This is a genomic window from Gordonia sp. C13, from assembly GCF_023218005.1.
Classification (GTDB): Bacteria; Actinomycetota; Actinomycetes; order Mycobacteriales; family Mycobacteriaceae; genus Gordonia; species Gordonia namibiensis.
This window is the reverse complement of sequence record NZ_JALPSY010000027.1, coordinates 26,884-53,465: the sequence shown is the minus strand read 5'-3', so window position 1 is coordinate 53,465 and position 26,582 is coordinate 26,884. Positions and strand designations below refer to the sequence as shown.

The following is a 26,582-nucleotide window of genomic DNA, read 5'->3' as shown; positions in this document are numbered from 1 at the left end:
CGATACACTGGCCAGACAACTGTGCGTTTCCTTCAGTGAATCCGTCACTGCGAATCAGCGGACACGCGCAGGCCACAACCGCAGACCACCAGGAGTGATTTCATACGTGAGTGACGACAACCCCGACCCGAGCGGGCAATCCAGCCGAACGCAGCCGCGCCGGTCTGGGGTCACATCCACCGTCGAAGTCTCTCCCGGAGTGGTGTTCGGGCTGCTCGGTGCCAGTGACGTCAACCTTCGGACGCTCGAGCAGCTGCTTCCCGCCGACATCCATGTGCGCGGCAACCAGGTGACGTTGACCGGCGAGCCCGCCGATGTCGCCGCCTCCGAACGCGTCATCGCCGAACTCACCGACCTCGTCGGACGTGGCACCCCGCTGACCCCGGACCTCGTCCGGCACAGCGTGTCGATGCTCTCCGACGGCGGCCAGGAATCGCCCGCCGAGGTGCTGTCGCTGGACATCCTCTCGCGCCGCGGCAAGACGATCCGGCCCAAGACGCTGAACCAGAAGCACTACGTCGACGCCATCGACGACAACACCATCGTGTTCGGGCTGGGTCCGGCCGGCACCGGCAAGACCTATCTCGCGATGGCCAAGGCCGTGCAGGCCCTGCAGTCGAAGTCGGTCAACCGCATCATCCTCACCCGCCCGGCCGTCGAGGCCGGCGAACGCCTGGGCTTCCTGCCGGGCACGCTGAGCGAGAAGATCGACCCATATCTGCGTCCGCTGTACGACGCCCTGCACGACATGATGGACCCCGAGGCGATCCCGAAGCTGATGGCAGCCGGGGTCATCGAGGTGGCTCCGCTGGCCTACATGCGCGGCCGCACGCTCAACGACGCCTTCATCATCCTCGACGAGGCGCAGAACACGACGAGCGAGCAGATGAAGATGTTCCTGACGCGCCTGGGCTTCGGCTCCAAGGTTGTCGTCACCGGTGACGTGACCCAGGTCGACCTCCCGGGTGGTGCGAAGAGCGGCCTGATGGCGGCGACCGCGATCCTCGAAGGCATCGACGACATCCACTTCTCCCGGCTCACCAGCCAGGACGTCGTCCGGCACCGCCTGGTCGCCGACATCGTCGACGCCTACGGTCGCGCGGAGGAGAATCAGCGCACCGGTGCACGCATCGACGCCGCGATCGGCGGTAACCGTGCAGCGCGTCGTGCGGCTTCTCACGGGCGTCGCTCATGAGCATCGAACTGGCCAACGAGTCGGGGGTCGAGGTCCCGGCCGAGCTGATCATCGACGCCGCACGGTTCGCGGTGAACGCGATGGACGTCAACCCCGCCGCGCTGCTGTCGGTCCTGTGTGTCGACGAGGACACCATGGCCGACATGCACGTGCAGTGGATGGATCTGCCCGGACCCACCGACGTGATGAGCTTCCCGATGGACGAGCTCGTCCCGGGCGGTCGTCCCGACGCCACCGATCTCGGCCCGGCGATCCTTGGCGACATCGTGCTGTGCCCCGAGTTCGCGCGCAAGCAGGCCCGCGAGGCACGTCGCTCGTTCGAGCACGAACTCGCGATGCTGACCATCCACGGTGTGCTCCACCTCCTCGGCTACGACCACGCCGAACCCGAGGAAGAGCGCGAGATGTTCGGGCTGCAGAACGAGATCCTCGACGCCTTCTATGCCGAACGGCATCGGCGCGCGCAGGAACAGCGTCAGACCGACCGCGACTCGCGGTTGCTGTCGAACATCGGATTCACCGGCACCGAGCAGGGGACCGGAGACGCAGGGACGACCGGACGGTCCGAGGAAGACTGAAAGTGTCCTCCGACTATTGGTTCATAGTGGCCGCAGTCGTCCTGATCGCGCTCGGCGGACTGTTCGCCGCGGTCGACACCGCGGTGTCCACGGTCTCCAACGCGCGTGTCGACGACATGGTCCGCGAGGGCCGCACCGGCGCCCGACGCCTCGCCATCATCCTCGATGCCCGGGCCACCTACGTGGGACTGGTGGTCCTGCTGCGTGTGGTCTGCGAGACGGCGGCCGCCGCGCTCATCGCCCTGTCCGCGACCGAATGGCTCGGTGTCGGCTGGGGACTCGTCGTCGCCATCACCGCGATGACGGTCATCTCCTACGTCGCCATGGGTGTCGGACCGCGCACCCTCGGCCGACAGCACGCGTACACCATCGCGCTGTCGATGTCGTGGCTGTTGTCGGCGCTGGGCATCCTGCTCAAACCGGTGACCCGACTCCTCATCCTCATCGGTAACGCCCTGACTCCGGGTCGTGGCTACCGAAACGGCCCGTTCGCCACCGAGATCGAGCTGCGCGAGGTCGTCGACCTCGCCGAGGCTCGGGGTGTGGTGGCCGCCGACGAACGCCGGATGATCCACTCGGTCTTCGATCTCGGCGACACCAGCGCACGCGAGGTCATGGTGCCGCGACCGGAGATGGTCTGGATCGAGGCCGACAAGAACGTCCTGCAGGCCACCAATCTCGCGACACGGTCGGGACATTCACGTATCCCGGTCATCGGCGAGAACACCGACGACGTGCTAGGCATCGTCTACCTCAAGGACATGGTCCAACGGACGGTCGCCAAGCGCCTCGACCCGACCACGCTGCGCGTCTCCGACATCATGCGCGAGGCCGAGTTCATCCCGGACTCCAAGCCGCTGGACAAGGTCCTGGCCGACATGCAGCTCACGCGCAACCACATGGCGATCCTCGTCGACGAATACGGCGGCATCGCCGGGCTGGTGACGATCGAGGACGTCCTCGAGGAGATCGTCGGCGAGATCACCGACGAATACGACACCGACGAACTCGCACCCGTCGAGGACCTCGGCGACGGCTCCTACCGGGTGTCGGCGCGGCTTCCCGTCGAGGATCTCGGCGAACTGTTCGACGTCGAGATCGAGGAGGAAGAGGTCGAGACGGTCGGCGGACTCGTCGCCCTCGAACTCGGTCGCGTCCCGCTGCCCGGGGCGAGGGTCAAGTCCCACGGCCTGCAGCTCGTGGCCGAGGGCGGTCCCAACCGCAAGGGACGCCAACGCATCATCACGGTCCTCGTCACGCGCGTCCCCGGGACCGACGACGACGGCCGGGACTCGCACCGGCACGAATCGGCGAGTGGTCGAGGGCATTCCGGCCGGCAGGGTCGCCATGACCGCACGGCGGCCCGCGAACACGAGGACGAGTCCCATCGCAACAACCACGAGCAACCGACAGCAAGGATGAATCAGTGACCGAGACCCTCGCCGACGAGGATCAGAAGCTCGTGGTGCTCGCACGCGGAGCACTCGCACGCGCCGAGGCGCGGTCCGGAGCGGCCGTTCGTGACGGCGACGGCCGCACCTACGCGGGCGCCGAGGTCCGCACCAAGACCCTCACGCTGAGTGGCCTGCAGGTCGCGGTCGCCTCGGCGATCTCGAGTGGAGCCACCGCCTTCGAGGCGGCGGTCCTCGTCAACGGCGACGCCGACGATCCCGGTCTCGCGACCCTGCACGAACTGAGCCCGCAGGCCTACGCCTACGTCACCGACGCCGCCGGCCGGCCGCAGCAACGACTCGGCGGCGCAGATGTCTGAGTCCGCCCCCGAATTCCGTTCCGGCTTCGTCTGTTTCGTCGGCCGCCCCAACACCGGCAAGTCGACGCTCACCAACGCGCTGGTGGGGGAGAAGATCGCGATCACCTCCAACCGGCCGCAGACCACGCGTCACACCATCCGCGGCATCGTCAACCGGCCCGACGCGCAGCTGATCCTCGTCGACACCCCGGGTCTGCACCGGCCGCGCACACTGCTCGGCAAGCGGCTCAACGAACTGGTGCGCGACACGTACTCCGAGGTCGACGTGATCGGCGTCTGCATTCCGGCCGACGAGGCGATCGGCCCCGGCGACCGTTGGATCATCTCCCAGGTCCGCGAGATGGCGCCGCGCACCACGCTTCTCGGCGTCGTCACCAAGATCGACCGGGTCGGCCCCGAACAGGTTGCCAAGCAACTCATGGCGCTCTCCGAACTCCTCGGCCCCGGCGCCGAGGTGGTGCCGGTGTCGGCGAAGTCGGGCAAGCAGCTCGACGTCCTGAGCGACGTGCTCGTCAGCCTCATGGAAGAGGGCCCGGCGTTCTATCCCGACGGTGAGCTCACCGACGAACCCGAACAGGTCCTCATGGCCGAGTTCATCCGCGAGGCCGCCCTCGAAGGCGTCCACGACGAACTGCCGCACTCGCTCGCCGTGGTGATCGAGGAGGTCATCGACCGCGAGGACCGGCGTCCGGACCAGCCGCCGATGGTCGACGTCCACGCGGTGCTCTTCGTCGAGCGGGACAGCCAGAAGGGCATCATCATCGGGCGCAAGGGAGCACGCCTGAAGGAGGTCGGTACAGTTGCGCGCGCACAGATCGAGCGGTTGTTGGGGACAAAGGTCTACCTGGATCTGCACGTGAAGGTCGCCAAGGACTGGCAGCGCGACCCCAAGCAGCTCCGCCGGCTGGGCTTCTAGACGAGAAGATTGACGGCACCGTCCTCGCGGACATGGGCCGCGAGGGAGGTACGTCGATGGGAACGCACGAGTCGCAGGAGGCCTCCGAGACAGGTCACGGAGCGCACGAGGCACCGGAGATCGAGGAACCGACCGGACGGACCATCGCCGGGGTACTCGGATCGCCCCGGTTCTGGCTCGCTCCGCTGATCCTCGTCGCGGTGCTGTTCTCGCTCATGGCCGCGCTCTACATGTCGGCCGTCGTCGACCCGCAGCGCCACCTCCACGACTTCCCGATCGCCCTCGTCAACGAGGACTCCGGTGGCGAGGTGACCGGCGCCGACGGCAAGGCCACCAAGCAGAACATCGGCGATCAGGTGGCCGACGGCATCATCACCTCGGCCGCCGACAACGGCATCGTCGTCCGGCGCACCGACCGGTCGACCGCTCTCGGCGAACTGAACAGCGGCAAGGTGTACGGCGTCGTCATCATCGGCTCGAACTTCACCAATCGTGCAGTCGCGCTGGGACGTTCGACGGTGCTCCCGGCGCAACCGACGCGTCCCGCCATCGACATCTTCATCAACCGCGGGTCCGGCGCCTTCGCATCGTCGATCACCTCGACCTTCGCCGAGCAGGTGACCACGCGGGTCAACGCCGAGGTCGGACAACAGCTGACCGCGCAAGTGCGCGATCAGCTCGACCGCAACGACATCACGTTCACCGGTGCCGCCCAGCTCGCGCTCGCCAGTCCGGTGGCGGTCTCGGTGACGGAGCCGACGCCGCTGCCACAGGGCGCCGGAAACGGATTGTCCGCGTTCTACCTCACGCTGCTGCTGGTGCTGGCGGGCTTCACCGGCGCGATGATGGTGAGCATCGTGGTCGACGGCATGTTGGGTCAGACGCCCATCGAGTACGGCCCGTTCTACCAGCTCCGCGAACGCCTCGCGATCAGCCGCTGGGCGACGCTCGCCGCCAAATGGACCATCATGTTCCTCGTCTCGGTGGTGCTCTCGACCCTGTTCATCGCGGTCGGCTCCTGGGTGGGCACCTCCTTGCCGAACGCCTTCGTGCTGTGGCTGATCTCGATCCTCGCGATCTTCGCGGTCGGGGTGAGCGCGAGCGCGATGATGGCCGTCTTCGGCAACGCCGGTCTGCTGTTCAACCTCGTGTTCTTCGTCGTGTTCGGCCTGCCGTCGTCGGGCGGCACACTGCCGCTCGAGGCGAGTCCGCGGTTCTTCGAGTGGATCGGCGCTATCGAGCCCATGCACGTCATCTACCTCGGCGTGCGATCGGTCCTGTACTTCGACGCCGACCTGTCCGCCGGACTCGCGCGGTCGGTCATCCAGTGCTTCATCGGCCTTCTCCTCGGCGTGCTGCTGGGCATGCTCGGGACGAAGTACTACGACCGCAAGGGCTGGCACCGGTACCCGGGCGGCATGACGCTCCCGCCGAAGCTGGACAAGATCGTCAACGCGGGCTGAGCGGGTTCTGCGCTCCGCCCCCTTTCCGCGGAAACCTGGCACGGTGGATGCATGGGTACGTCGGTGGAGATGTCGATCGCGGAGATGTCGGCCGCTCTGCACGACCTTCGGGACGAGCTCGACCGTGCAGAACAGCTCGCGGGCCCGCTGATCTCCGCGGTCGCCGAACAGCATCGGCAGAGTGCGCGCAACCTCGTTCACTACGTCACGGTGCGGCGTCGCGATCTGCGTCCGCTGCAATCGTCGATGGCCGCCCACGGGCTGTCGAGCCTCGGCCGGATGGAATCGATCGTCTACTCCTGGATAGAGACGGTCATCGAGACCGTCGACGCTCTCGCCGAAGGCCGACGCAGACACCCGATCTGGGGCGATCTTTCCGACGGGGTGCGGATTCTCGGCGCCAACCGCGACCAGTTGTTGGGCAGCGTGCACCCGGGTGGGGCCGACGATGTGACCGCCGACCGGCCCGGCGACGAGCACGGTGAACGGGCCAGCCGGGTGATGGTCACGATGCCGACCCAGGCCGCCGACGACCCGGATCTGGTGCGACGCATGGGCGAGGCCGGGATGGATGTGGCACGGGTGAACTGCGCCCACGACGGACCCGCCGAATGGGCGCGGATGATCGAGTCGGTTCGCGGACTCCCCGGGCGTGTGCGCGTCGCGATGGATCTGGCCGGACCCAAACTCCGCACCGGACCGCTCGAACCGGGGCCGAAGGTGGTGAAGGTGAAACCTGTCCGAGCCGACGACGGGACCGTCGAACGCCGATCGCGGGTGCGGCTGAGTACGAACCCGCCCGATCCCGATCACGCCCTGCCCGACGGCATCGACGCGATCATCCCGGTCGACGACCTCGGCGCGGTGTCCGAGGGCGACCGACTCCGGCTTCGCGACGCACGCGGTCGCCGTCGACGCCTGGACGTCGTCGCGGTGTCCGAAGCCGGGATCGACGCCGAATGCGATCGCACCGTCTACTACCGGACCGGGTCGTCGATCACGGTGAAACGCGTCCGCGGGAAGGCCCTCGTCGTCGGGGACCTGCCGGAGAAGCGTCAGCATCTGCTGATCCGCACCGGCGACGAGATCCGGCTCCAGCGTGACCTCACGCCCACACCCGCGACCAAGGTCGGACCACATCGGATCGGATGCGAACTCGGGGACGCCTTCGACGACGTCGAACCGGGGCACCGGGTGCTGTTCGACGACGGGAAGATCGCCGGACGCGTACGCGAGAGGCTCGACGACGAGATCGTCGTCGACGTCGAACGCGCCGGCCCGAAGGGTTCCAAGCTGCGAGCCGAGAAGGGCGTCAACCTCCCGGACACGACGCTGCACATCCCGGCGCTGACGCCCGAGGATCGTGCGGCGCTCGAGTTCGTGGCGACTCACGCGGACATGGTCAACTACTCGTTCGTCCGGTCGCCGGGCGACGTCGCCGATCTCATCTCCGAACTCGAACGCCTCGACGCGCGCAATGTCGGGATCGTGCTGAAGGTCGAGACCCGCGCCGCCTTCGAGTCGCTGCCGCAGATGCTGCTCGAGGCGATGCGATGGGATGCCGTCGGCGTGATGATCGCGCGGGGCGACCTCGCCGTGGAGGTCGGGTTCGGCCGACTGGCCGAGGTGCAGGAGGAGATCCTGTGGCTCTGCGAGGCCGCGCACATTCCGGTCATCTGGGCCACCCAGGTTCTCGACGGCCTGGCGAAGAAGGGCGTTCCATCGCGTGCCGAGGTCACCGACGCCGCGATGAGCCGCCGTGCCGAGGGGGTCATGCTGAACAAGGGTCCGTACATCGTCGAGGCCATCGAGGCGCTCACCTCGATCCTCGACCGGATGGGCGGCCACGTCGAGAAGAAACGGTCGCTGCTCCGTCCGCTCACCTCGTTCGACATCAGCCCGCACTGATCCACTGCTATTCGAGCAGCCCCGAGCTTGCGAAGGGCATGTCGGGGGCGGCGGTGTCGGTGGACGGTGGGACAATCGGCGGGTGAGGTTCTACCGGGATGAGGCCGTCGTGCTCCGTCAGCACAAGCTGGGCGAAGCCGACCGCATCATCACCCTGCTGACCGCGGAGCACGGGCTCGTGCGCGCGGTCGCCAAGGGGGTGCGCCGGACACGGTCGAAGTTCGGCGCCCGCCTCGAACCCTTCGCCCACATCGACGTGCACCTGTACCCGGGACGCAGCCTCGATGTCGTCACCCAGGTGCACAGCCTGCACGCCCTGACCGACGCGATCGTCGCCGACTACGGGCGCTACACGACGGCCTGCGCGGTCCTCGAGACCGCCGAGCGGCTGGCGGGTGAGGAACGCGCACCCACCCGCCAGCTGCATCGCCTCACGGTGGGTGCGTTGCAGGCGCTGGCCGAGGACCGTCGGCCGCGGGAACTGATCCTCGACGCCTACCTGCTGCGGGCCATGTACAGCGCCGGCTGGATGCCCGCGCTGGAGGAATGCGCGCGCTGCGCCAACCCCGGTCCGCACCGGGCCTTCCACGTCGCCGCAGGCGGGGCGGTGTGCCTGCACTGCCGACCCCCGGGCTCGGCCACCCCGTCGCCCGGCGTGCTCGACCTCATGGACGCGCTGTTCCGGGGCCAGTGGGAACACGTGGAGGAGTCGTCGAACTCGCTGCGCCGCCAGGCCAGCGGCCTCACCGCCGCGCATCTGCAATGGCATCTCGAACGTCAGCTCCGAACCCTGCCGCTCATCGAACGCACCGCGCCTCATAGGCTGATGGAAACGGGTGTCGAGCCAGTGGTGGATGACGGGGTGAGGAGAGTCGACGATGGCGTTGCGGCCGGGTAGTTCGTCGAAGGGACGCAAACCGACGAGCCCACGCACTGAGGTTCGTCCCCCCGACCCCCATCCCAGCGGAGCGCGACCCCCGGCCATTCCCGCCCAGTTCGTACCCAAGCACGTGGCTCTGGTGATGGACGGCAACGGCCGCTGGGCCACCGATCGCGGGTTGCCGCGCACCGAGGGGCACAAGCGTGGCGAGGCCGTCCTGATGGACACCGTCTGCGGCTGCATCGAACTGGGCGTGGGCTGGCTGTCGGCGTACGCCTTCTCCACCGAGAACTGGTCCCGCAGCCCCGAAGAGGTCCGCTTTCTGATGGGCTTCAACCGCGACGTCATCCGCCGACGCCGCGACGAGATGCACGAGATGGGTGTCCGTGTCCGCTGGGCGGGTCGCCGACCCCGCCTGTGGCGCAGCGTCATCCGCGAACTCGAGATCGCCGAGGAACTGACCAAGGACAACACCGTGATGACGCTGACGATGTGCGTCAATTATGGTGGCCGCGCCGAGATCGCCGATGCCGCCCGCGAGATCGCCCGTCGCGCCGCGCGTGGCGAGATCGATCCCGAACGCATCACCGAGTCGACCTTCGCGCGCTACCTCGACGAGCCCGACATGCCCGACGTCGACCTCTTCCTGCGGCCGTCGGGGGAGCAGCGCATCTCGAACTTCCTGCTGTGGCAGTCGGCCTACGCCGAGATGGTCTACCAGGAGAAGTTGTTCCCCGACTTCGACCGCCGCGATCTGTGGGACGCCTGCCTGGAGTACGCCTCCCGCGACCGTCGCTTCGGTGGGGTGAAGCCGTCGTGACCGATGCCGCCGCACTGCTCGAACGTGCCGCCGTCATCGTGGCCGAGCTCGGCCCCACCGACCGCCCCGACGCGGAATCCGTTGTGGTACAGGTTGGTCCGACGCGTGCGTCGATCCGTGTGCTCACGCTGTCGGACGGCCTCGACGTTCTCGCCGTGACCCAGATGGTCGCCATGGATCTGCCCAACACCCCGACCCTGCGTGACGACGTCGAAGCCTTCGGCGCCCAGATGAGCTTCGGCAGCCTCCGCCGCTCGGACCCGACCGGCGTCACCACTGATGTGTTGCAGTACTACACGTTTCCCGCCGGACGACTCGACGACCTGCCACTCCTGACGGTCCTGCACATCGTGCTCGCCGCCGGCGTCGACGCCGCCGAACGCCTGGTCGCGAACTAGCTTCCCGGGCACAGTTCCGAACCCGCCCCTGGAAAGCCCCCCACAGGGCGCTCGATGACATATCGTCGTCGATCGCGCTGCCGAGGGAGGATTTCGGGGGCGGTTCTCGTCGCGTGGCGTCGCGACGTCAGTTGTGCCGGCAGCCTTGGCAATCCGCGCACAAACCGAACACCTCGACCGTGTGGTTGATGTCGGTGAAGCCGTGTTCGGCGGCGATGGTCGCGGCCCACTTCTCGACCGGATCGGCCTGCACCTCGACGGTGGTTCCGCAGTTGCGGCACACCAGGTGATGGTGGTGTCCCGACGAGCAGTGGCGGTACCGGGTCTCACCGGAGCCGTCCCACAGGACATCGATCTGACCGGCCTGGCTCAGCGCCTGCAGGTTGCGGTACACGGTGGTCAGGCCGATGGACTCGCCTCGGCCCTTGAGGATCTCGTGGAGTTCCTGCGCCGAGCAGAAGTCATCGGTGCCGGCCAGGGCATCGGCGATGGCGGCGCGTTGGCGCGTCGAGCGGACTCCGGTGACCGGCTGCGGACCGGACGCCTCGACGCCGGTCATCCGGACACCACCGACGGGCCGCGGTTGGTCTCGTTGGCGTGGACCAGCGCGTCGACGACGATGTGGGCGACGTGGTCGTCGAGCAGTTCGTAGGTGATCTCGCGGCCGTTGCGGTGGCCGCGGACGACGCCGGCGTCCTTGAGGACGCGGAGATGCTGGCTGACCAGCGGTTGGCTCAGGCCGAGGTGTCCGACGAGTTCGTGCACGCACTGCCCGCGTTCACGCAGCGAGAGCACGATCGCGACGCGGGTGGGGGAGGCGAGGGCGCGCAACAAGTCGGCGGCGGCCTCCCGTGCGGCGGCGTCGGAGTCGTCGGCCGGTCCGGATGCGCCGAACCGACCGGACCCCTCGATGGGTTCAGCCGACATGTCACTCCTCCCGGACCGCTCACAACATTGCCGTCATTCTAACGGAAATGGTTTTCAATCAGCGACGGCGGAGTCAGCCCTCCTCCCGCTGCCGCCGATCGATCGCCGGAACGCCGTCGGGACCGTTCGTCCCCAGCGCGTAGGTGGCCACCGCGTGGGCGACCGCGGCGGCGTTGACGGCCAGCAGTTCGGTGTCGACGTTGTCGATGGTGTCGCGCGGGCTGTGGTAATTCGGGTCGAAGGCCTCACCGGCCTTGCCGCCCCACATCTCGGCCTCTTTCTCGGTCTTCCGCCGTTCGGCACCGGTCGCCACGCCGCCGGCGGGGATGCCCACCGCTATGAACGGGCCGTAGTCGGATCGGCCGTCGAAGTCGACCGGACCCAGGGGGATTCCGCGGTCGGCGTAGAACTTCGCGAAGACGCGTTCGATACCGTCGGAACCGGCGGGCCCCGCCGGAGCGCCCTTGCGTTCGGAGTCGTCGCCGTCGTAGGTGAAGTAGCCGCCGTTGGGCGAGGCGAGCATGTCGAAGTTCAGGTACAACGCGAGGGCACGACGCCCGGCGGCGTCGAGACCACCGACGTACTCGCTGGACCCGAGAAGGCCGTCCTCCTCGCCGCCCCAGAACGCGAAGCGCACCCGCTGGGGTACGCGGGGTGACGACCCGAGGCGCAACGCCGTCTCGAGGACCGCCGAACTGCCGCTCGCGTTGTCGTTCATACCGGGACCCTCGGTCACGCTGTCGAGGTGGGCGCCCGCCATCACGACGTCGTCGGGTGCCCCGGTGCGGGTCTCGGCGATGACGTTGCGGGTCGTGACGGGGGTGGTCTCGGCGTCGACGGACAGGCGCAGTTGCTCGGCCTCGCGGACCTGGTCGGCGTCGTCGCGCGCCACGCCGAGAACGGGTATGTCCGGCACGTCGTCGGTGTCGAGGGTCAACCCGAACGGCGGCCCGTCCTCGTTGTTCACGATGACGACCCCGACCGCGCCCGCCGACTCTGCGTGGCGCGCCTTGTCGGTGAAAGTGCAGGTGCCTCGGTTGATCACCGCGAAGGACCCGCGCACATCGGCCGGGAAGTCGGCGGGTGCGCATCCCGTCGCCGCAACGGTCACCGGCTTCGCCGTGACCGGCTCACGGGTTCCGACCGAGTACTCCAGCACGTGGCCTTTCACGTCGCGGCCGTCGGCGGAGAATTTCACCTGCCCGAGGTCGAAGCGCTTGTAGCCGAACTCCGGCGTGGTGACCTCGAAACCGGCCGCGCGCAGCTGTCCCGCGACGTAGTCGACCGAGGCGTCGTAGCCGGGGGTGCCGGATGCGCGTGTCCCGCCGTGGTTGTCCGCGATCTGTTGGAATGCCCGGAGGTGCCCCATGACGCGGTCGAGGGTGACCGCGTCGGCCAGTCCGACCGGGGTGACCTCGCCGACCGGCGGTTCGACGGCCGGCGTCGACACCGGCGCCGAGGTGGCGCTGCGCATCGGGCCCTCGGTCTGGCTGGCGGAACAGCCGGCGAGCAGGGTCACGGTCGCCGCGGTGGCGGCGACGACGGGCAACAAGCGAGCTCGAGAGATCACCCTGCCACTGTGACAGTTCCGGCGGGGCGGCATCGTGGGTGGCGGTGGACGGTCGGCCGAACCGACTGGTTTCGTCGAACGGATGCCCCGCTCGGTAGTCTGTAAGGGTTGCCGTGCGCTCGCCCGACCCCACCCGGTCACCCCGCGCACGAGCAGGACAGTACGAAGCCGAACACCTTCAACCCGTGGAGAGCAGTTAACCGTGGCCGCCCAGTCCAAAGTGGAATCCGTCGTCAACCTCGCCAAGCGCCGGGGTCTGGTCTACCAGTGCGGTGAGATCTACGGCGGCACCAAATCCGCCTGGGACTACGGCCCCCTCGGCGTCGAGCTCAAGGACAACATCAAGCGGCAGTGGTGGCGGAACATGGTCATCAGCCGTGAGGACGTCGTCGGCCTCGACTCGTCGGTCATCCTGCCGCGCCAGGTCTGGGAGGCCTCGGGCCACGTCGAGGTGTTCACCGACCCGCTCGTCGAGTCGCTGCACACCCACAAGCGCTACCGCGCCGATCACCTGATCGAGGCCTACGAGGCCAAGCACGGCCACCCGCCGGAGAACGGCCTCGCCGACATCAACGACCCGGAGACCGGACAGCCCGGCAACTGGACCGAGCCCAAGGCGTTCAGCGGTCTGATGAAGACCTTCCTCGGCCCGGTCGACGACGAGGAGGGCCTGCACTACCTCCGTCCGGAGACCGCCCAGGGCATCTTCATCAACTTCAAGAACGTGATGACGACGGCGCGGAAGAAGCCGCCGTTCGGCATCGCGCAGATCGGCAAGAGCTTCCGCAACGAGATCACGCCGGGCAACTTCATCTTCCGCACCCGCGAGTTCGAGCAGATGGAGATGGAGTTCTTCGTCAAGCCGGGCGAGGACGAGGAGTGGCACCAGTACTGGATCGACCAGCGCTTCAACTGGTACACCGACCTGGGCATCGATCCGGAGAATCTGCGACTCTACGACCACCCCAAGGAGAAGCTGTCGCACTACTCCAAGCGGACCGTCGACGTCGAGTACAAGTTCGGTTTCGCCGGCAACCCGTGGGGCGAGCTCGAGGGCGTGGCCAACCGCACCGACTACGACCTCTCCACCCACAGCAAGCATTCCGGCGAGGACCTGTCGTTCTTCGACCAGGCCACCGGCGAGCGCTACACGCCGTACGTCATCGAGCCTGCGGCCGGCCTGACCCGTTCGCTGATGGCGTTCCTGTGCGACGCCTACACCGAGGAGGAGGTGCCGAACGCCAAGGGCGGCACCGACACTCGTACAGTCCTGCGTCTCGACCGTCGTCTCGCGCCGATCAAGGTCGCGGTGCTGCCGCTGTCGCGCAACGAGAAGCTGTCGCCCAAGGCGCGCGACCTCGCCGCCGAACTGCGCAAGCACTGGAACGTCGAGTTCGACGATGCGCAGGGCATCGGCAAGCGCTACCGGCGCCAGGACGAGATCGGCACGCCGTTCTGCGTGACCGTCGACTTCGACACCCTCGACGACCAGGCCGTCACCGTGCGTGAGCGAGACACCATGAGCCAGGAGCGCGTCGCCCTCGACAAGGTCGCCGAATACCTCGGCGGCAAGCTGCTCGGCGCCTGATCCGAAGCCGCCACACCTGGCATCAGGGTATGGCGGAACGGTCACGATTCCGCCTGACCTGCGGATGTCTGTCACAATTGATGGCGAGTTGTCGCGCGGAGCAGGGCATGGGGTCCGTCATGCGCGCGACGAGAGAGTGAGTGGAGTCGTGTCTGTCAGCGGGAAAGTCGTTCATTACGACGCAAATCGGGGATTCGGGTTCTTGGCGCCGGAGTCGGGCGGTGCCGATGTGTTCCTTCACATCAACGACATCGACATCGACGAGAACTCGCTGAAGCCGGGTGCCAAGGTGACGTTCGACGTCGAGGAGACCGATCGCGGTTCCAAGGCGATCAACGTCGCCGTGACCGAGGCGGCTCCGGCCGACGATGCGGCGGGTGCGCGTGCGCATCGTCGCGAGGAGCACCACGGTCGCGGAGACCGGGGCGACCGCGGCCATCGTCGTGACGACCGTGATGACCGCGGCAGCCGACGTCCGCGCGGCGGCAGCGGATCGCTCGACGCCGGCGCGTTCACCGAGGAACTGACCGAGCTGCTCCTCGACGCCGACGACGACCTCACCGCACGCCAGATCGTGGCCATCCGTCAGCGGGTCACCGATTTCGCGGTCGGCCGGGGCTGGGTGCTTGACTAGCACCCAATCCGGTTCCGGCGCCGCCGGCCATGTCCTCCCGGCCGTGGCCGCCTACGGCGACGAGGCCGTCGAACGTTTTGTCCCAGAAGGTGCCAAGGTCGCGAGTCTCCCCGGCACCCGAACGGATCATCGCAGTGATTTCGCGCGAGACCGTGCGCGCGTGCTGCACTCCGCCGCGTTGCGTCGGCTGGCCGACAAGACACAGGTCGTCGGACCACGCGAAGGTGACACCCCGCGCACCCGGCTGACCCATTCTCTCGAGGTGGGTCAGATCGGGCGGGGCATCGCCATCGGTCTGGGTGCCGAACCCGACCTCGTCGAACTCGCCGGCCTCGCCCACGACATCGGGCATCCGCCATACGGGCACAACGGGGAACGGGCGCTCGACGAGGTCGCCGTCGACTGCGGCGGCTTCGAGGGCAACGCGCAGAACCTCCGCATCCTGACGCGACTGGAACCGAAGTTGCTCGACGCCGACGGCGTCAGTGCGGGCCTCAACCTGACGCGGGCCTCGCTCGACGCGACGCTGAAGTACCCGTGGACGCGTCGCAGCCCGGGCGGCAAGTTCGGCGCCTACGACGACGACGCCGCGACGCTCGACTGGGTTCGCCGGGGTGCTCCCGGGACCCGGAAGTGCATCGAGGCGCAGATCATGGACTGGTCCGACGACGTCGCCTACTCCGTGCACGACCTCGAGGACGGCGTCATCGGCGGTCGTATCGACCTCCGCAGCCTCGGCGACCCGCAGGATCGTCGGGAGATGGCCGAGATCGGCGCCAAGGAGTTCCCGGGTCTCGACCCGGAGGCACTCGTCGGCGCGGCCCAGCGGCTCTACGAGATGGACATCGTCCGGGCGGTCGGCGTCTTCGACGGCACGCTCGACTCCTACGTGGCCCTCAAGCGACTGACCAGTGAGCTGATCGGGCGTTTCGCGTCGGCGGCCATCACCGGCACCCGTGCGGTGGTCGGGGACCGGCCGGTGTCACGCTACGACGCCGACCTCGAGGTGCCGCCGCTCATCGCCGCCGAGGTCCCGATGCTCAAGACCATGGCGCTGCGGTTCATCTTCTCCAACGAACGCCACAAGTCGACCCAGCAACGGCAGCGGGAACGTATCCACCGCGTCGCCAGCTGGTTCGTCGAGGCCGCTCCCGGCGGACTCGACCCGATCTTCGTGCCGTGGTGGAACGCCGCGACCGACGACGCCGGCAGGATGCGGGTCATCGTCGACCAGATCGCGTCGATGACCGAGGGTCGGCTGGAACGCACCGACAAGCAGAACTCCGGGGCGCAAGCGCATCTGGGGTAGCCCGGTTCGGTGTTGAGAACCGCCCCTGAAAAGCGCCCCTGAAAAGCGCCCCCGAGATGCGCCCTCCCCAGGAGCGCCGACGACATAGTGCGATCGGAGCGGCGCTGGAGGGCGGTTTTCGGGGGCGGTTTTCGGTCCGACGACCCGGAGCGGCGTCGTAGTGCCCCGGACGCGGGTGCGTGTTGAGTGCCCGGGCGGACCGGCTGCGGGTGTCACTACACTGGACGCGTGGCAGGCCGAATTCCCGATCGTGACATCACGGCGATCCGTGAGCAGACGAGGATCGAGGACATCGTCGGCGACTATGTCGCGCTGCGCCGCGCCGGTGCCGACAGCCTCAAGGGATTGTGCCCGTTCCACGACGAGAAGTCGCCGTCGTTCCACGTCCGCCCCAACCATGGCCACTTCCACTGCTTCGGCTGCGGTGAGGGAGGCGATGTCTACAGCTTCCTGCAGAAGCAGGAGCACATCAGTTTCGTCGAGGCGGTCGAGCAACTCGCCGACCGGCTCGGGTACCAGATCAACTACGAGGGTGGCGGCACCGCGATCAAGCGGGACCGTGGCACCCGCGCCCGGCTGGTCGCCGCCAACGCCGCCGCCGCGAAGTTCTACCAGGAGAAGCTGCAGACCCCGGAGGCGCAGGCGGCGCGGGACTACTTGGCGGAGCGCGACTTCGACGCCGCGGCCGCGATCCAGTTCGGCTGCGGATACGCGCCCGCCGGCTGGGACACGATGACCAAGGCACTGCTGTCGCAGGGATTCGAGTTCAGCGAACTCGAGGCGGCCGGGCTGTCCAAGCAGGGACGCAAGGGTCCCATCGACCGATTCCATCGCCGACTGCTCTGGCCCATCCGCAATCTCGGCGGCGACATCATCGGCTTCGGTGCCCGCAAGCTCTACGACGACGACAACCTCGGCAAGTACATGAACACGCCGGAGACCATGCTGTACAAGAAGTCTCAGGTGTTGTTCGGTCTCGACCACGCGAAGAAGTCCATCGCCAAGGGGCATCAGGTCGTCGTGGTCGAGGGTTACACCGACGTCATGGCCATGCATCTCGCCGGTGTCACCACCGCCGTCGCCTCGTGTGGCACCGCCTTCGGTGAGGACCACCTCGCGCTGATCCGTCGTCTGATGATGGACGACTCGTACTTCCGCGGCGAGGTCATCTACACCTTCGACGGAGACGACGCCGGAAAGGCCGCCGCGCTCAAGGCTTTCGAGGGGGAACAGTCCATCTCGGGTCAGACCTTCGTGGCCATCGCGCCGGAGGGCATGGACCCGTGCGAGCTCCGGCAGGCCCGGGGTGACGCCGCGGTCCGCGACCTCATCGCGCGCCGGGTTCCGATGTTCGAGTTCGCCATCAAGACGCTGCTGACCGAACACGACCTGGACACCGCCGAGGGGCGCGTGCACGCCCTGCGTGACACGGTCCCGGTGGTCGCCCGCATCAAGGACATCGCGCTGCGCGACGAGTACGCCCGTCAGCTCGCCGGCTGGGTCGGCTGGGAGGAAGTGAGTCAGGTCCTCGGGCGGGTGCGGGAAGAGGGTGCGAGGATTCGGAAGGCGAAGGGCGGCGGTGATTCCGGGCGCGGTGAGCGGCGCGGTGCTCCCGCACGCAACCGGCCGGAGGCGGAGGCCGCGCCGACGTCCGCCCGTCCCCAGCCCAACGACCCGCGGCTGTGGCCCCAGCGCGAAGCTCTCAAGGCCGCGCTGCAATACCCGGCGATCGCCGGCACCGTCTTCGACTCGCTGCCCGTCGAATGCTTCGACGAACCCGCGTATGCCATTGTGCGACAGGCGATGATCAGTATCGGCGGTACGTCGTCGGGCCTGGGCGGGGCCGCCTGGGTCGACTCTGTGCGCAACGCCGTCGACGACCCGGTCATCGACCCGCTGGTCACCGAACTCGCCGTCGAGTCGATGCCCGTCGACGAGGACAACATCGCCCGCTACATCACCAGCGTCCTCGCCCGCCTACAGGAGGTGTGGGTCGGTTCGCAGATCGCCGACATCAAGTCGCGTCTGCGCCGGATGGCCCCGAGTGACGACCCGGACGGTTACAACGCGGTCTTCGGTGATCTCGTGGCCCTGGAGGCCTACCGTCGTAGCCTTCTCGAACAGGCTCTCGACCCGACGGTCGACGTCGGCTGAGCCACTCGTCGCGATGAGTTCTCGTCGTTCACCCGGTCTGCACATCGACCACATCTGAACGGAGAACACCACATGGCGACGACGATCTACTCGGCAGCGGCATCGCTCGACGGCTTCATCGCCGGTCCCGGCGGCGACATGTCCTGGCTGACGCGATTCTTCGGCGAGGACGCCGGGGAGGGTGGTGACAGCACCGCGGCTCTGCGTCTCCGGGAGAGCACCGGCTCCCTGCTGGTGGGCAATCGGAGCTTCCGCGGCGACGACCCCAACAAGGGGACGGACCGCGAGGGTGCGTTCGAGGGTGAATTCTCGGGACCCACAGTGGTTCTCACGCACAACCCACCCGCGGAGCCGGAGGAGGGCGTCACCTTCGCCTCCGACCTGCACCGCGCCGTCGAGGAGGCCAAGCGCCTGGCGGGCGATGGGTACGTCACCGTCATCGGCGCCGACGTCGCACGCCAGATGATCGACGCCGGACTCCTCGACGAGGTCCTCATCTTCCACGTCCCGGTCTTCCTGGGCGACGGGGTCCGTGTCTTCGACCGTCCCGGTGGCGGAGAGGTGCGGCTGACACGCATCCCGGGCGAGACCGACTTCTGGTGCCGCGTCGAGAGGTGAGCGGGAATCGAGGGTTCCGGTGTGAGAGCCTGGATTCATGACGACGGTGTCGATCGGCGATCTCACGGTGAACTACTCAGAACAGGGCAGCGACGAAACCTCGTCGGCGCCAATTGTTCTCGTGCACGGACTGGGGGAGGACGGTCGTAGCTGGGCGCACACGCAGCGTGACCTGGCCGACCTGCACACCTACGCCTACGACCTCCGCGGCTTCGGTTCGACGACGGTCGGGGACGCCGAGGGCACCCTGGAACAACTCGGCCGGGATCTCGTCGCCTTCCTCGAGACGGTGACCGGTCCCGCGATCGTGGTCGGCTTCTCCGCCGGCGGGACGATCGTGCTCTGGGCGGCCGCCGAACGGCCGGATCTGGTGAGCCGCGCCATCGTCCTCGGCACCTCGTCGGTGGTGGGACGGGCCGCGGCCGAGTTCTACACCCAGCGCGCCGATCAGGCCGCTGACACCGCCACCGACGAGTTCCGCGCCGCGATGCGCGACGACACCGTCGCCGGACTGGTCTCCGCTCACGATCGCATCGACGAGATCACGGCCAGGAGGCTCGAGGCAGTCGGGGAGGGCGCAGGCTATGCGAACGCAGCACGCGCGATGGCCGGAGTGCGCGAGCAGCCCCTGACCCCACGGCTTTCCGAGATCCGGCAGCACGTCGACGTCATCGCGGCAGATCGTGACGCGTTGTGTCCGGAGAAGGCCGCGAAGATGATCGTCGACGGCCTGGCGGACGTGACCTACCGCGTGATCCCGGACGCCGGGCACCTGATGAACGTCGACAACCCGGCCGCCGTGACCGCGGCGCTGCGTGAGGCGATCGTCGGCGCGTAAGCGTCGGCGAAAGAACCCGTCACCGTTTGTGGGGAGTGCGGGGCTCGAACCCGCGACCTACGGATTATGAGTCCGCGGCTCTAACCGACTGAGCTAACTCCCCATGCGGGCACCCGGCCCGCGGGAGGAGATTACCGCACGGTCTCCCGGCGGCCGCAGCCTGCTACGGCGACGGCGCGCTGCTCTCCTTCATCGGCCTGATCCACGTACCGGAGGTGTCATGGGCGGCGGCAGGTCGGCGAATCCGACGTCGTCGCGGGTAAATGGCCTCGTAGATCTGCGGCAGTTGGTGCCGGATATCGGAACCGACTGCCGCCGGGCTCTCGTCGCTGACCTGCCGTTTTGTTGTACGGCGGCGGCATGCGCTAGAGTCTGTCCTCGGTTCAAGTGAAGCGTTCCACGACGCCGAACGCGGGCCGGAGTAATCCCCCATAGCTCAATTGGCAGAGCATTCGACTGTTAATCGAACGGTTACTGGTTCGAGTCCAGTTGGGGGAGCAAGTAAACCGCCTGGTCACAGGCGGTTTTCTGCTTTTCAGGGGCGTTGGCATGCCAGACATGTGCCAAACCTGCCGGGTGCCAGACCCCGAAAGGCGCACGTGATGACCACCGAGCAACGACCCGTCCTCTGCCGACACTGCCAGCGGCCGACCGCAGTGCCGAACCGCTGGCGCTGCTGTCCCGATTGCCTCGGGATTGAGTACGCCGACGGCGAGGGCTACAGCCTCCTCGACGAGAATCGCGTCTACCCGATGGTCGACGGCTACCTCATCTACACCCTGATCGGGTCCGAGGGCGGCGAACGCCTGTATGTGGTGGACAGCGCCGACCGGAACGTCCCTTGCCAGGGCCTCCCAATCCCTCCCCACGAAGAGGTCGGAAAGCTGCCGGCCGAGACGCGAGCGCGTATCTGGTCGTCGCGGTGTGGCCGGCCGACAACGTTGGGACGGCCGTGCCGCAACGGGCCGTCCTGCCACCTGCACCGCTGACCGTAGACAGCGAACGACCCCGGTCCTCCACCATGCCCAGAGGAGACCGGGGTCGTTCTGTGTCCTGAGTCAGTAACCCACCACTACCCTCAGGACACGTCGAGGCTCACCACCTCGACAGTTCGGGCGCCCACCTGATCGGAGCGGGCGATGACCGGTCGGACACTGCCGTCAGGCAACGTGACGATGTCGCCGACGTCGGGCAGGTTCTCGCCGGGCTGCACATAGATGGTGGCGGCGGCAACGAGGTCCTCACCGTTGGCATTGCGGACGGTCTTGGCGCTGAACTGGACCCGCGCCGGAATGGTGACCGGGTCGGCGTAGATGGGGCCGAAGCTGCCCCGGCCGACGATCGGCCGGTAGGTGAGCCGCTGCGGGAGCAGCCGTGTCGGGATCATCGCGCACGCCGGCGGTAGCGGCCGAGGATCGCCAGCTCGGGCAACGTCCACCCGTCGATGACCTGCCGCTGTACCTCGTAGTCGCCGATCTTCTCAGCGCGCAGGTTCTCGGGGTTGGCGGCCAGACGTGCCGTCGAGGTGAGGATGACCGTCTCGACGTCGGGCGCTGGCTGGTCGCCGGAGAATCCACGCCCGCGGGTGTAGGCGCGCACCTGGGCGGTGACGATCGGTAGCGCCCGCTCGGCCACGGCGGCGAGTTCAGTGTCGCCGTCGCGGCCGAGCAGGGCCACCACCTGAGAGGACTCGATCACGGCGTCGCAGTGAGGATGGTGACGGCCTTGGGCTGCAACAGCGCCAGGTCGTAGCGAGCCACCACGCGCAACGCGACTTCGTCGGTGTCGAAGTAGCGGGAGCTGTCGACGGTGACGCTCGGGCTCATGTCGCGGGCGATCGCGACCATGCTCATGTCGGCGAGTGCCGCCTTGCCGGTGGGCATCTGGGCGGTGACCGTCACCGGCACGCCGAAGAGCACCTCTTGACCCGTCTGGGTGAGATCAGGCTGCAGGATGTAGCGGCCGTCAGCGTCCTTGACCTTGCGGATGGACAGGTAGTCGGCGGGGCTGAGGAACCAGCGGTTGGGCTTGACCTCGTTGGCTCGGGCGATGCCGATGCCGTCGAGGAGGCTGTCGGGTTCGTCGGCGTCGAGGGTGCCGGTGGCCACGCCGGTCTGGTTGAGCAGACCGCGGATGGTGTTCGATGAGCCGGTGCCGGTGAACAGGGCGACGTCGAGGGCCTTGGCGGTGTCAGTTACCAAGCGCTGCTTGAGGATTGCGTCGAGCGCCTGAGCCGACGAGCGCAGCACCTCGGACGTGACACGGCTGATGACCTTCAGGCTCTTCAGCGTCGAGGGCAGCATCGAGACCTCATCGAGGCCGACCGAGCTTTCGGGGATGGTGCCGCCTTCAGCGACGAATCCGACGGTGAGGCCGGAGGCGATACGCGGGATGCGGATCGGGCCGTTGGTGTCGATGACCTTCGGGCCGGAGGCGAGGAACACGGACTCGCTCTCGAGGGGCTGGACGAGTAGCTGCTGAATCTGGGTCTGTTGCAGCGTGGACAGGGTTGCGGTGGTCTGGGTGGCCATATGGGGCTCCTACGTGAGTGTGGGGATTCACGTCGAGCGCCCGGCTCGCAACGTCTCTAGGCAGGCATCTGGCCTGCACCCCATGATGACAGGATGCAGGCCAGATGACAACGGTTGTCGTTTACTTGCTCTTGACGCCGTTCAGCTGCACGCTGAACAGCTCTTCGGCTACGGCAAGCGTGGCGTAGACCTGCGCCATGCGTAGTAGGCGATCCGCGTCGGCAGCGTCTTTGGGATTCGCCGCGAGTGCGAGGAGTCGTTCGGCGGTCTTGCCATGGCCGTTGGTTCCGGACAGCATCAGTCCTCCTGGATCAGGCTCGGCCTTGCATGATGCCGAGCAGGTCGACACCGGTGGTGGTGCCGGACTCACCTTGCCCCACGGCGCCGACAACTCGGCGTGCCTTCAGATGTGGCTTGGCCGAAAGCAACTGATCGATGGACACGGCCAGCTTGTCCGGGTCGTCGAGGTGCTCGGGATCGAATGGCATGTCGGTGGGGTCGGCGAGCTTGCCGGTGGCGCGGACGAGTTCGGTGTGCAGCCGCTTGGCGAGGTCGTCGGCGGCCTTGGCGCGGGTGCGGTAGTCGGCGTTCTCCTTGCGGAGGTCTTCGACGTAGGCCCGCGGGAAGACGTCAGGCTCAGGCTCCGGCGTCGGCTCGTTCTCGGTTGGCTCGTCGGGTTGCTGCGCCTCGTTGGGCTGCGGCTGATCGTCGGGCTGCGGCGTCGGGGGTGTCGTTGGCTCGTCGGGTTGCTGCTGCTCGTTTGGCTGCTGCGGATCGTTGGGCATCTGCGTTCTCCTTCTCGGTGGGGGTGGCTGGCTGCTGGGTGCAGGCACAGCCGGTGTGGTGCCACATGGGGGTGTCGATGGGCAGGACAGTGCCGGCCAGGTTCTGGCAGGCCGGACAGGCGCCGGAGTTCGGTACGCGCTTCCAGAACTGCACCTCGTGACGACGCAGGCCCGACGCATACGATTCGCGGGCTGTTTCCAGCGTGCGACCACGGGCGGCGGTGTCGAGTTTCCTGCGCGGGTCAGGGTCGTCGAGTGCGTCTCGAATCAGGTTGTGCAGCAACCCATCCGGCGGGTTCGGTGCCGGGACGCCGACGGGTAGGGCCACTGTGCGCAGTTGCGCGGTCAGTACTGCAGCGACGCCGACGTCGGCCAGGGTGGCGGCGCGGTGATCGTTGACGGTCAGCGCGGTGATGGCCAGCTCGACGAACATCTCCTCGGTGAGCTCACCGGCCAGGAAACGGTCGTAGAGCGCCTGCACCGACTCGCTGGTCGACTGTGCCAGCGCGGTCACCCGGTCGGCGTAGGCGTTCACGGCAGCAGGCTCGTGACGTCGGCGCCGGCGGAGTCCATCGCCTCGAGCCGGGTGGCGGTGCGAATCTCGACGATGTCGGAGTCGCTGTAGCCCAACCGCTTGAGCGCGTAGGTGGCCGGCAGGAGACCGGCCTGATGCAGCTTGACCACCGCGTCGGCCTCCTGGGCGATCGAGCGGGTCGACGGGTCGGCCCACTGCACCGACGCCTGCACCTCAGCCGGATCGACACCGTCACGAACCGCGACGATCAGCCGCGCCACCTGCTCCCAGGCGCGACCGAACAGCGCCTGCTTGGCCTCGGCGCGGGCGGTGAGCGCGGCCTCAGCGGCGCGCATGGCGTCAGCGCTCGCCGGGTTCGCCGAGGTGATGCCGACATAATGGGCGGGCAGCGCCGACACGGCCATGATCTGCTCGAGCAGCACCTTGACACTGGATTCGTAGGCCGCGATGCTGGCGGCCTCGAGCTGACCGAACTTGGCCTGCACCTCCTCAGCGATCATCATGCGGTTGTTCTCGGGATACGGGTTCTTCTCCTCCACGACCGGGTCGCCGTCCTCGTCGAGCACCGGGTTGCCCTCGTCGTCGAGGACGGGTTCCTCGATGAGCTCGACGCCGGTGGCCCAGCGGCGCGGCCGGGCGTAGAACTCGGAGCCGACCAGCATGTCGGCCAACGTCTTGTTGAGCGCGTCGACCAACGGAATCAGATCGGCGATCTCAGACACCGGGTCGCCGAGGATGCGGTCAGTGTTGGCCAGCCGCACCACCGGCACCACGCCGAGCGGATTGTCGAGCACCTCGACCGTCTCGAATCCCGCGGTGGTTGCGCCGGTGTTGTTGGCCCGCAGCCGGGTGATCTTGTCGGCCTCGAAAATCGTTGCCTCGGTTGTGGTGTCAGTGGTCCACCGTTTGCAGGCGGCGACGATCTGGCGGGTGCCGGGATCGACCTTGACCGACATCTGATGCGCCGACTCGATGGATACCTGCGGGCGGCCCTGGGCGTCGGCCCACACCACGACGTAGTTGGCGCCGAGTAACAGCGCTTCGCGGTGGGCGACCGGGGCGAGCTGGTCGAGGTCGTTGCGCAGCCAATCGCCCCACACGTCGGCGCCGGTGAATCCGGTGACGCGCAAACGTTCGGCGATCGACGTCACCGACAGGCGGCACAGATTCGAGGCGATGCGGCCGAACCTGTCGCCCAACGCTTTCCGCGCTTCGGGGGCCAGGAACGCCAGCGGTTGTTCGCCGACGTAGTAGCGGTCCAGGACCGCGTAGCGGGCGGCAGGGGCGTCGATGCGTTGCAGCAGAGTGGTGTGCAGGGCGTTGGTCATGTGAAGCTCCTTGTTCGTTTCTTCTTCTTCGATGCGCGCCAGGTGGCACGCGAGTGCGCCATGACCGCGCACGCGGCCAGGTCGATCTTTCGGGCCTTCGCCGACCGCGACGCCTTGGAGAGGCGGATGCCGCGGGCGTCCTCGGTGATGACCGCCGCGCCGATGTGCTCGGCCAGGGTGCGGTCGCCGGAGTGGCTCAGGCGGCCGTTGAGACACGCGTTGTAGAGGTCGCCGGTCGCCGCGGTCAGCCGGGCCGGGGAATGCGGGAACTCGACCACCGGCAGCCGCTCAGCCTCGAGGGCTTGTAGGGTGCGCGTCCAGCGGAACGGGTCGGCGATGATCTCCACCACCTGCCAGTACCGGCACGCCTTGCGTATCTCGTCCTCGACCTCGGCGATGGGCACCCGCCAGGTGGTGTCATCGCGGTCGGGGCGCTGCCACACCTTCACCTTGTCCATGTGCGGCTCAGTCGACACCGTCGCCACCAGCAGGGCGGTGGTGTCGTCGGAGAACGACCCGTCGAGGGCGAGGACCACCCGCGCACCCTTGGGCACCGGATGCCCGGTCGACAGGTCTCCCCACACCCCAGGAGGCAGGAACGCGCCGTCGGTATCAGAGGCGAACTGACACAGGCGTGCTCGCCGAAACGTCGCCTCCCGCGTCTTGGGCGGCAGCAACGCGGTCAGCGCGTCGCGGTGCAGGAAATCATCGAGTGCCGGGTTGGCCAGCTCCCAGCAGTGTTCGCAGTCGACGGGGTGGTCCTCGAATCCGGCGGCCGAGTGTTCCCGCCACACCAGGCTCGTGTCCTCGGGATGCTCGTCGGCGTAGTTGCGCAGATCGGCGAGCACCTGATCGTTGGGGTCCGGTCCGGGTGTGCCGATACAGACCAGCGTCGAGCGCTCCCGCTTGCCCTGCGCCAGCGTCAGAACCTCGTAAGAGTCCCTGTTCGCCACACCGGCCTCGTCGAGGATGGCCAGCGTGTAGTCCAGACCCTCGAGGCGCTTCGGTTCGGCAGGCAGGCAATGGAAGTAGGAATCGGTGGTCGGGTTGTACAGCCGCTCCTTGAACACCTGCACCCGGCCGGCGAGGTCGGCGTCGAGCTCCACCATGCGCCGGGCGATGCCGAACACGATGCCGGCCTGACGCTCATCCACCGCGACCACACAGACCACCGCGCCCTCACCGTCGGTGAAGAACCGATACAGCCCGTAGGCGGCCACCAGCGTGCTCTTACCCTGACCACGCGGCAGCATCCAGCCCGCGGTGCGCGGCGTCGGCGTGGCGTCCTCCACCGACCCGATCAGGTCCCGCTGCCAGTCCCGCAGGCGCAACGCTTTGAGCGCATTCGTGCCCTTCGGGACCTTGATGAACCGCTCACAGAACTTCGCAAAGCGTGCCGATCCGGTGACCCTCGGCGCCCACGGCAGCGGAGTCGGGTCTACCGCGGCCTTCGGCCCGGCCTTCACGCGGCATCACCGCCCGACGGGTACCCCCCGGGGGTGTGTGATGGCCTTCGCGGCTCCCCCCGTCCGCCTCCGCGCCCCCCTCGCAGGGGCTGCCCCCCAGGGCGTGCGCGGCCCTTGCGGGCGTTGCAGCGGCGACACAGCACGTCGACGTCCTGCAGGCGGACCGGTTTGCCGGCGGCGTGGCGGCGCCAGGCTTCCTCGGAGTGGTCGCAGGTGAGGTCCTCGCGGGCTCCGCAGGCCGAGCAGAACGGTTGCAGGCGTCGGGCTTGGCGGCTGAGCTTGTCCCAGGCCGACGTGTAGCCGACGCTCCGCGATGGTCGGACCTCCGGCGGGCGGTTGGCGCTGCGGTGCTCGCTCGCGCAGTCGTAGC

General features: G+C 68.0%; 27 protein-coding genes and 2 tRNA genes. 18 read left to right on the top strand and 11 right to left on the bottom strand.

Annotated elements, in window-relative coordinates; all coding sequences use genetic code 11:
• The first annotated feature begins 106 nt into the window (after positions 1-106).
• From M1L58_RS18755 to M1L58_RS18710, 10 genes are all read left to right on the top strand, one after another.
• Positions 107-1,195 carry a PhoH family protein gene (locus tag M1L58_RS18755; protein ID WP_227026628.1) on the top strand — a complete coding sequence of 363 codons (1,089 nt, stop codon included), beginning with the start codon at positions 107-109 and terminating at the stop codon, positions 1,193-1,195.
• Positions 1,192-1,773, top strand: coding sequence for an rRNA maturation RNase YbeY (gene ybeY, locus M1L58_RS18750; protein ID WP_248660043.1), 582 nt, complete (start codon positions 1,192-1,194; stop codon positions 1,771-1,773). The genes M1L58_RS18755 and ybeY overlap by 4 nt, the downstream gene beginning before the upstream one ends.
• 2 nt (positions 1,774-1,775) lie before the next feature.
• Complete coding sequence (locus M1L58_RS18745) at positions 1,776-3,203, top strand: hemolysin family protein (RefSeq protein WP_154884997.1); 1,428 nt, start codon at positions 1,776-1,778, stop codon at positions 3,201-3,203.
• On the top strand, positions 3,200-3,544 hold the full coding sequence (locus tag M1L58_RS18740; protein WP_006865782.1) for a cytidine deaminase: 345 nt from the start codon (positions 3,200-3,202) through the stop codon (positions 3,542-3,544). Before M1L58_RS18745 ends, M1L58_RS18740 begins: the two co-directional genes overlap by 4 nt.
• A complete protein-coding gene (era, locus tag M1L58_RS18735; protein ID WP_248660042.1) occupies positions 3,537-4,460 on the top strand; it encodes a GTPase Era in 924 nt (307 codons plus the stop codon). Before M1L58_RS18740 ends, era begins: the two co-directional genes overlap by 8 nt.
• A 56-nt stretch (positions 4,461-4,516) precedes the next feature.
• Positions 4,517-5,923, top strand: coding sequence for a YhgE/Pip domain-containing protein (locus M1L58_RS18730; protein WP_248660041.1), 1,407 nt, complete (start codon positions 4,517-4,519; stop codon positions 5,921-5,923).
• Positions 5,924-5,974: 51 nt separating this feature from the next.
• Positions 5,975-7,831, top strand: coding sequence for a pyruvate kinase (locus M1L58_RS18725; protein WP_248660040.1), 1,857 nt, complete (start codon positions 5,975-5,977; stop codon positions 7,829-7,831).
• Positions 7,832-7,913: 82 nt separating this feature from the next.
• A complete protein-coding gene (recO, locus tag M1L58_RS18720) occupies positions 7,914-8,729 on the top strand; it encodes a DNA repair protein RecO (RefSeq protein ID WP_035751313.1) in 816 nt (271 codons plus the stop codon).
• A complete protein-coding gene (locus M1L58_RS18715; RefSeq protein WP_248660039.1) occupies positions 8,710-9,531 on the top strand; it encodes an isoprenyl transferase in 822 nt (273 codons plus the stop codon). The genes recO and M1L58_RS18715 overlap by 20 nt, the downstream gene beginning before the upstream one ends.
• Positions 9,528-9,929, top strand: coding sequence for a hypothetical protein (locus tag M1L58_RS18710; protein WP_248660038.1), 402 nt, complete (start codon positions 9,528-9,530; stop codon positions 9,927-9,929). The genes M1L58_RS18715 and M1L58_RS18710 overlap by 4 nt, the downstream gene beginning before the upstream one ends.
• Positions 9,930-10,056: 127 nt before the next feature.
• Here the strand turns inward: M1L58_RS18710 and M1L58_RS18705 are convergent, their stop codons facing one another.
• The 3 genes from M1L58_RS18705 to M1L58_RS18695 all read right to left on the bottom strand — a co-directional run bounded on the left by M1L58_RS18705 (position 10,057) and on the right by M1L58_RS18695 (position 12,459).
• On the bottom strand, positions 10,057-10,488 hold the full coding sequence (locus tag M1L58_RS18705) for a Fur family transcriptional regulator (protein WP_248660037.1): 432 nt from the start codon (positions 10,486-10,488) through the stop codon (positions 10,057-10,059).
• Positions 10,485-10,856: an ArsR/SmtB family transcription factor gene (locus M1L58_RS18700; RefSeq protein ID WP_006867915.1), complete on the bottom strand. Its 372-nt coding sequence runs from the start codon at positions 10,854-10,856 to the stop codon at positions 10,485-10,487. Before M1L58_RS18700 ends, M1L58_RS18705 begins: the two co-directional genes overlap by 4 nt.
• A gap of 73 nt (positions 10,857-10,929) precedes the next feature.
• Positions 10,930-12,459: a M28 family peptidase gene (locus M1L58_RS18695; protein WP_248660036.1), complete on the bottom strand. Its 1,530-nt coding sequence runs from the start codon at positions 12,457-12,459 to the stop codon at positions 10,930-10,932.
• 169 nt (positions 12,460-12,628) lie between these two features.
• On the opposite strand from M1L58_RS18695, the gene M1L58_RS18690 reads away from it, so the two are divergent.
• The 6 genes from M1L58_RS18690 to M1L58_RS18665 all read left to right on the top strand — a co-directional run bounded on the left by M1L58_RS18690 (position 12,629) and on the right by M1L58_RS18665 (position 19,567).
• A complete protein-coding gene (locus M1L58_RS18690) occupies positions 12,629-14,014 on the top strand; it encodes a glycine--tRNA ligase (protein ID WP_248660035.1) in 1,386 nt (461 codons plus the stop codon).
• 148 nt (positions 14,015-14,162) lie between these two features.
• On the top strand, positions 14,163-14,648 hold the full coding sequence (locus M1L58_RS18685) for a cold-shock protein (RefSeq protein ID WP_006867912.1): 486 nt from the start codon (positions 14,163-14,165) through the stop codon (positions 14,646-14,648).
• Entirely contained in the window at positions 14,641-15,957 is a 1,317-nt protein-coding gene (locus M1L58_RS18680) for a deoxyguanosinetriphosphate triphosphohydrolase (protein WP_248660034.1), read from the top strand. The genes M1L58_RS18685 and M1L58_RS18680 overlap by 8 nt, the downstream gene beginning before the upstream one ends.
• 228 nt (positions 15,958-16,185) lie before the next feature.
• On the top strand, positions 16,186-18,111 hold the full coding sequence (gene dnaG / locus M1L58_RS18675; protein ID WP_248660033.1) for a DNA primase: 1,926 nt from the start codon (positions 16,186-16,188) through the stop codon (positions 18,109-18,111).
• 72 nt (positions 18,112-18,183) lie between these two features.
• Positions 18,184-18,729, top strand: coding sequence for a dihydrofolate reductase family protein (locus tag M1L58_RS18670; RefSeq protein WP_248660032.1), 546 nt, complete (start codon positions 18,184-18,186; stop codon positions 18,727-18,729).
• Positions 18,730-18,766: 37 nt separating this feature from the next.
• Positions 18,767-19,567 carry an alpha/beta fold hydrolase gene (locus M1L58_RS18665; RefSeq protein ID WP_248660031.1) on the top strand — a complete coding sequence of 267 codons (801 nt, stop codon included), beginning with the start codon at positions 18,767-18,769 and terminating at the stop codon, positions 19,565-19,567.
• 29 nt (positions 19,568-19,596) lie between these two features.
• Here the strand turns inward: M1L58_RS18665 and M1L58_RS18660 are convergent.
• Positions 19,597-19,670: transfer RNA gene (locus M1L58_RS18660), tRNA-Ile, on the bottom strand.
• Positions 19,671-19,992: 322 nt separating this feature from the next.
• On the opposite strand from M1L58_RS18660, the gene M1L58_RS18655 reads away from it, so the two are divergent.
• Both M1L58_RS18655 and M1L58_RS18650 read left to right on the top strand, forming a co-directional pair.
• Positions 19,993-20,065: transfer RNA gene (locus M1L58_RS18655), tRNA-Asn, on the top strand.
• 104 nt (positions 20,066-20,169) lie between these two features.
• Entirely contained in the window at positions 20,170-20,556 is a 387-nt protein-coding gene (locus tag M1L58_RS18650; RefSeq protein ID WP_248660030.1) for a hypothetical protein, read from the top strand.
• Positions 20,557-20,645: 89 nt separating this feature from the next.
• Here M1L58_RS18650 and M1L58_RS18645 read toward each other — a convergent pair whose 3' ends face one another.
• The 7 genes from M1L58_RS18645 to M1L58_RS18615 all read right to left on the bottom strand — a co-directional run bounded on the left by M1L58_RS18645 (position 20,646) and on the right by M1L58_RS18615 (position 26,212).
• Positions 20,646-20,954 carry a hypothetical protein gene (locus M1L58_RS18645; protein ID WP_248660029.1) on the bottom strand — a complete coding sequence of 103 codons (309 nt, stop codon included), beginning with the start codon at positions 20,952-20,954 and terminating at the stop codon, positions 20,646-20,648.
• Positions 20,951-21,265, bottom strand: a complete 315-nt coding sequence (locus M1L58_RS18640) for a hypothetical protein (protein WP_024497268.1) — start codon at positions 21,263-21,265, stop codon at positions 20,951-20,953. Before M1L58_RS18640 ends, M1L58_RS18645 begins: the two co-directional genes overlap by 4 nt.
• Positions 21,262-22,098, bottom strand: coding sequence for a phage major capsid protein (locus M1L58_RS18635; RefSeq protein WP_248660028.1), 837 nt, complete (start codon positions 22,096-22,098; stop codon positions 21,262-21,264). Before M1L58_RS18635 ends, M1L58_RS18640 begins: the two co-directional genes overlap by 4 nt.
• A gap of 121 nt (positions 22,099-22,219) precedes the next feature.
• Complete coding sequence (locus M1L58_RS18630; protein WP_248660027.1) at positions 22,220-22,396, bottom strand: hypothetical protein; 177 nt, start codon at positions 22,394-22,396, stop codon at positions 22,220-22,222.
• A 13-nt stretch (positions 22,397-22,409) separates the two neighbouring features.
• The gene (locus tag M1L58_RS18625; RefSeq protein ID WP_248660026.1) at positions 22,410-22,883 is read right to left on the bottom strand and encodes a hypothetical protein; all 474 of its coding nucleotides are present in this window, start codon (positions 22,881-22,883) and stop codon (positions 22,410-22,412) included.
• A 531-nt stretch (positions 22,884-23,414) separates the two neighbouring features.
• Positions 23,415-24,746, bottom strand: a complete 1,332-nt coding sequence (locus M1L58_RS18620) for a phage portal protein (RefSeq protein WP_248660025.1) — start codon at positions 24,744-24,746, stop codon at positions 23,415-23,417.
• The gene (locus M1L58_RS18615; protein WP_248660024.1) at positions 24,743-26,212 is read right to left on the bottom strand and encodes a terminase large subunit domain-containing protein; all 1,470 of its coding nucleotides are present in this window, start codon (positions 26,210-26,212) and stop codon (positions 24,743-24,745) included. Before M1L58_RS18615 ends, M1L58_RS18620 begins: the two co-directional genes overlap by 4 nt.
• Positions 26,213-26,582 lie beyond the last annotated feature (370 nt).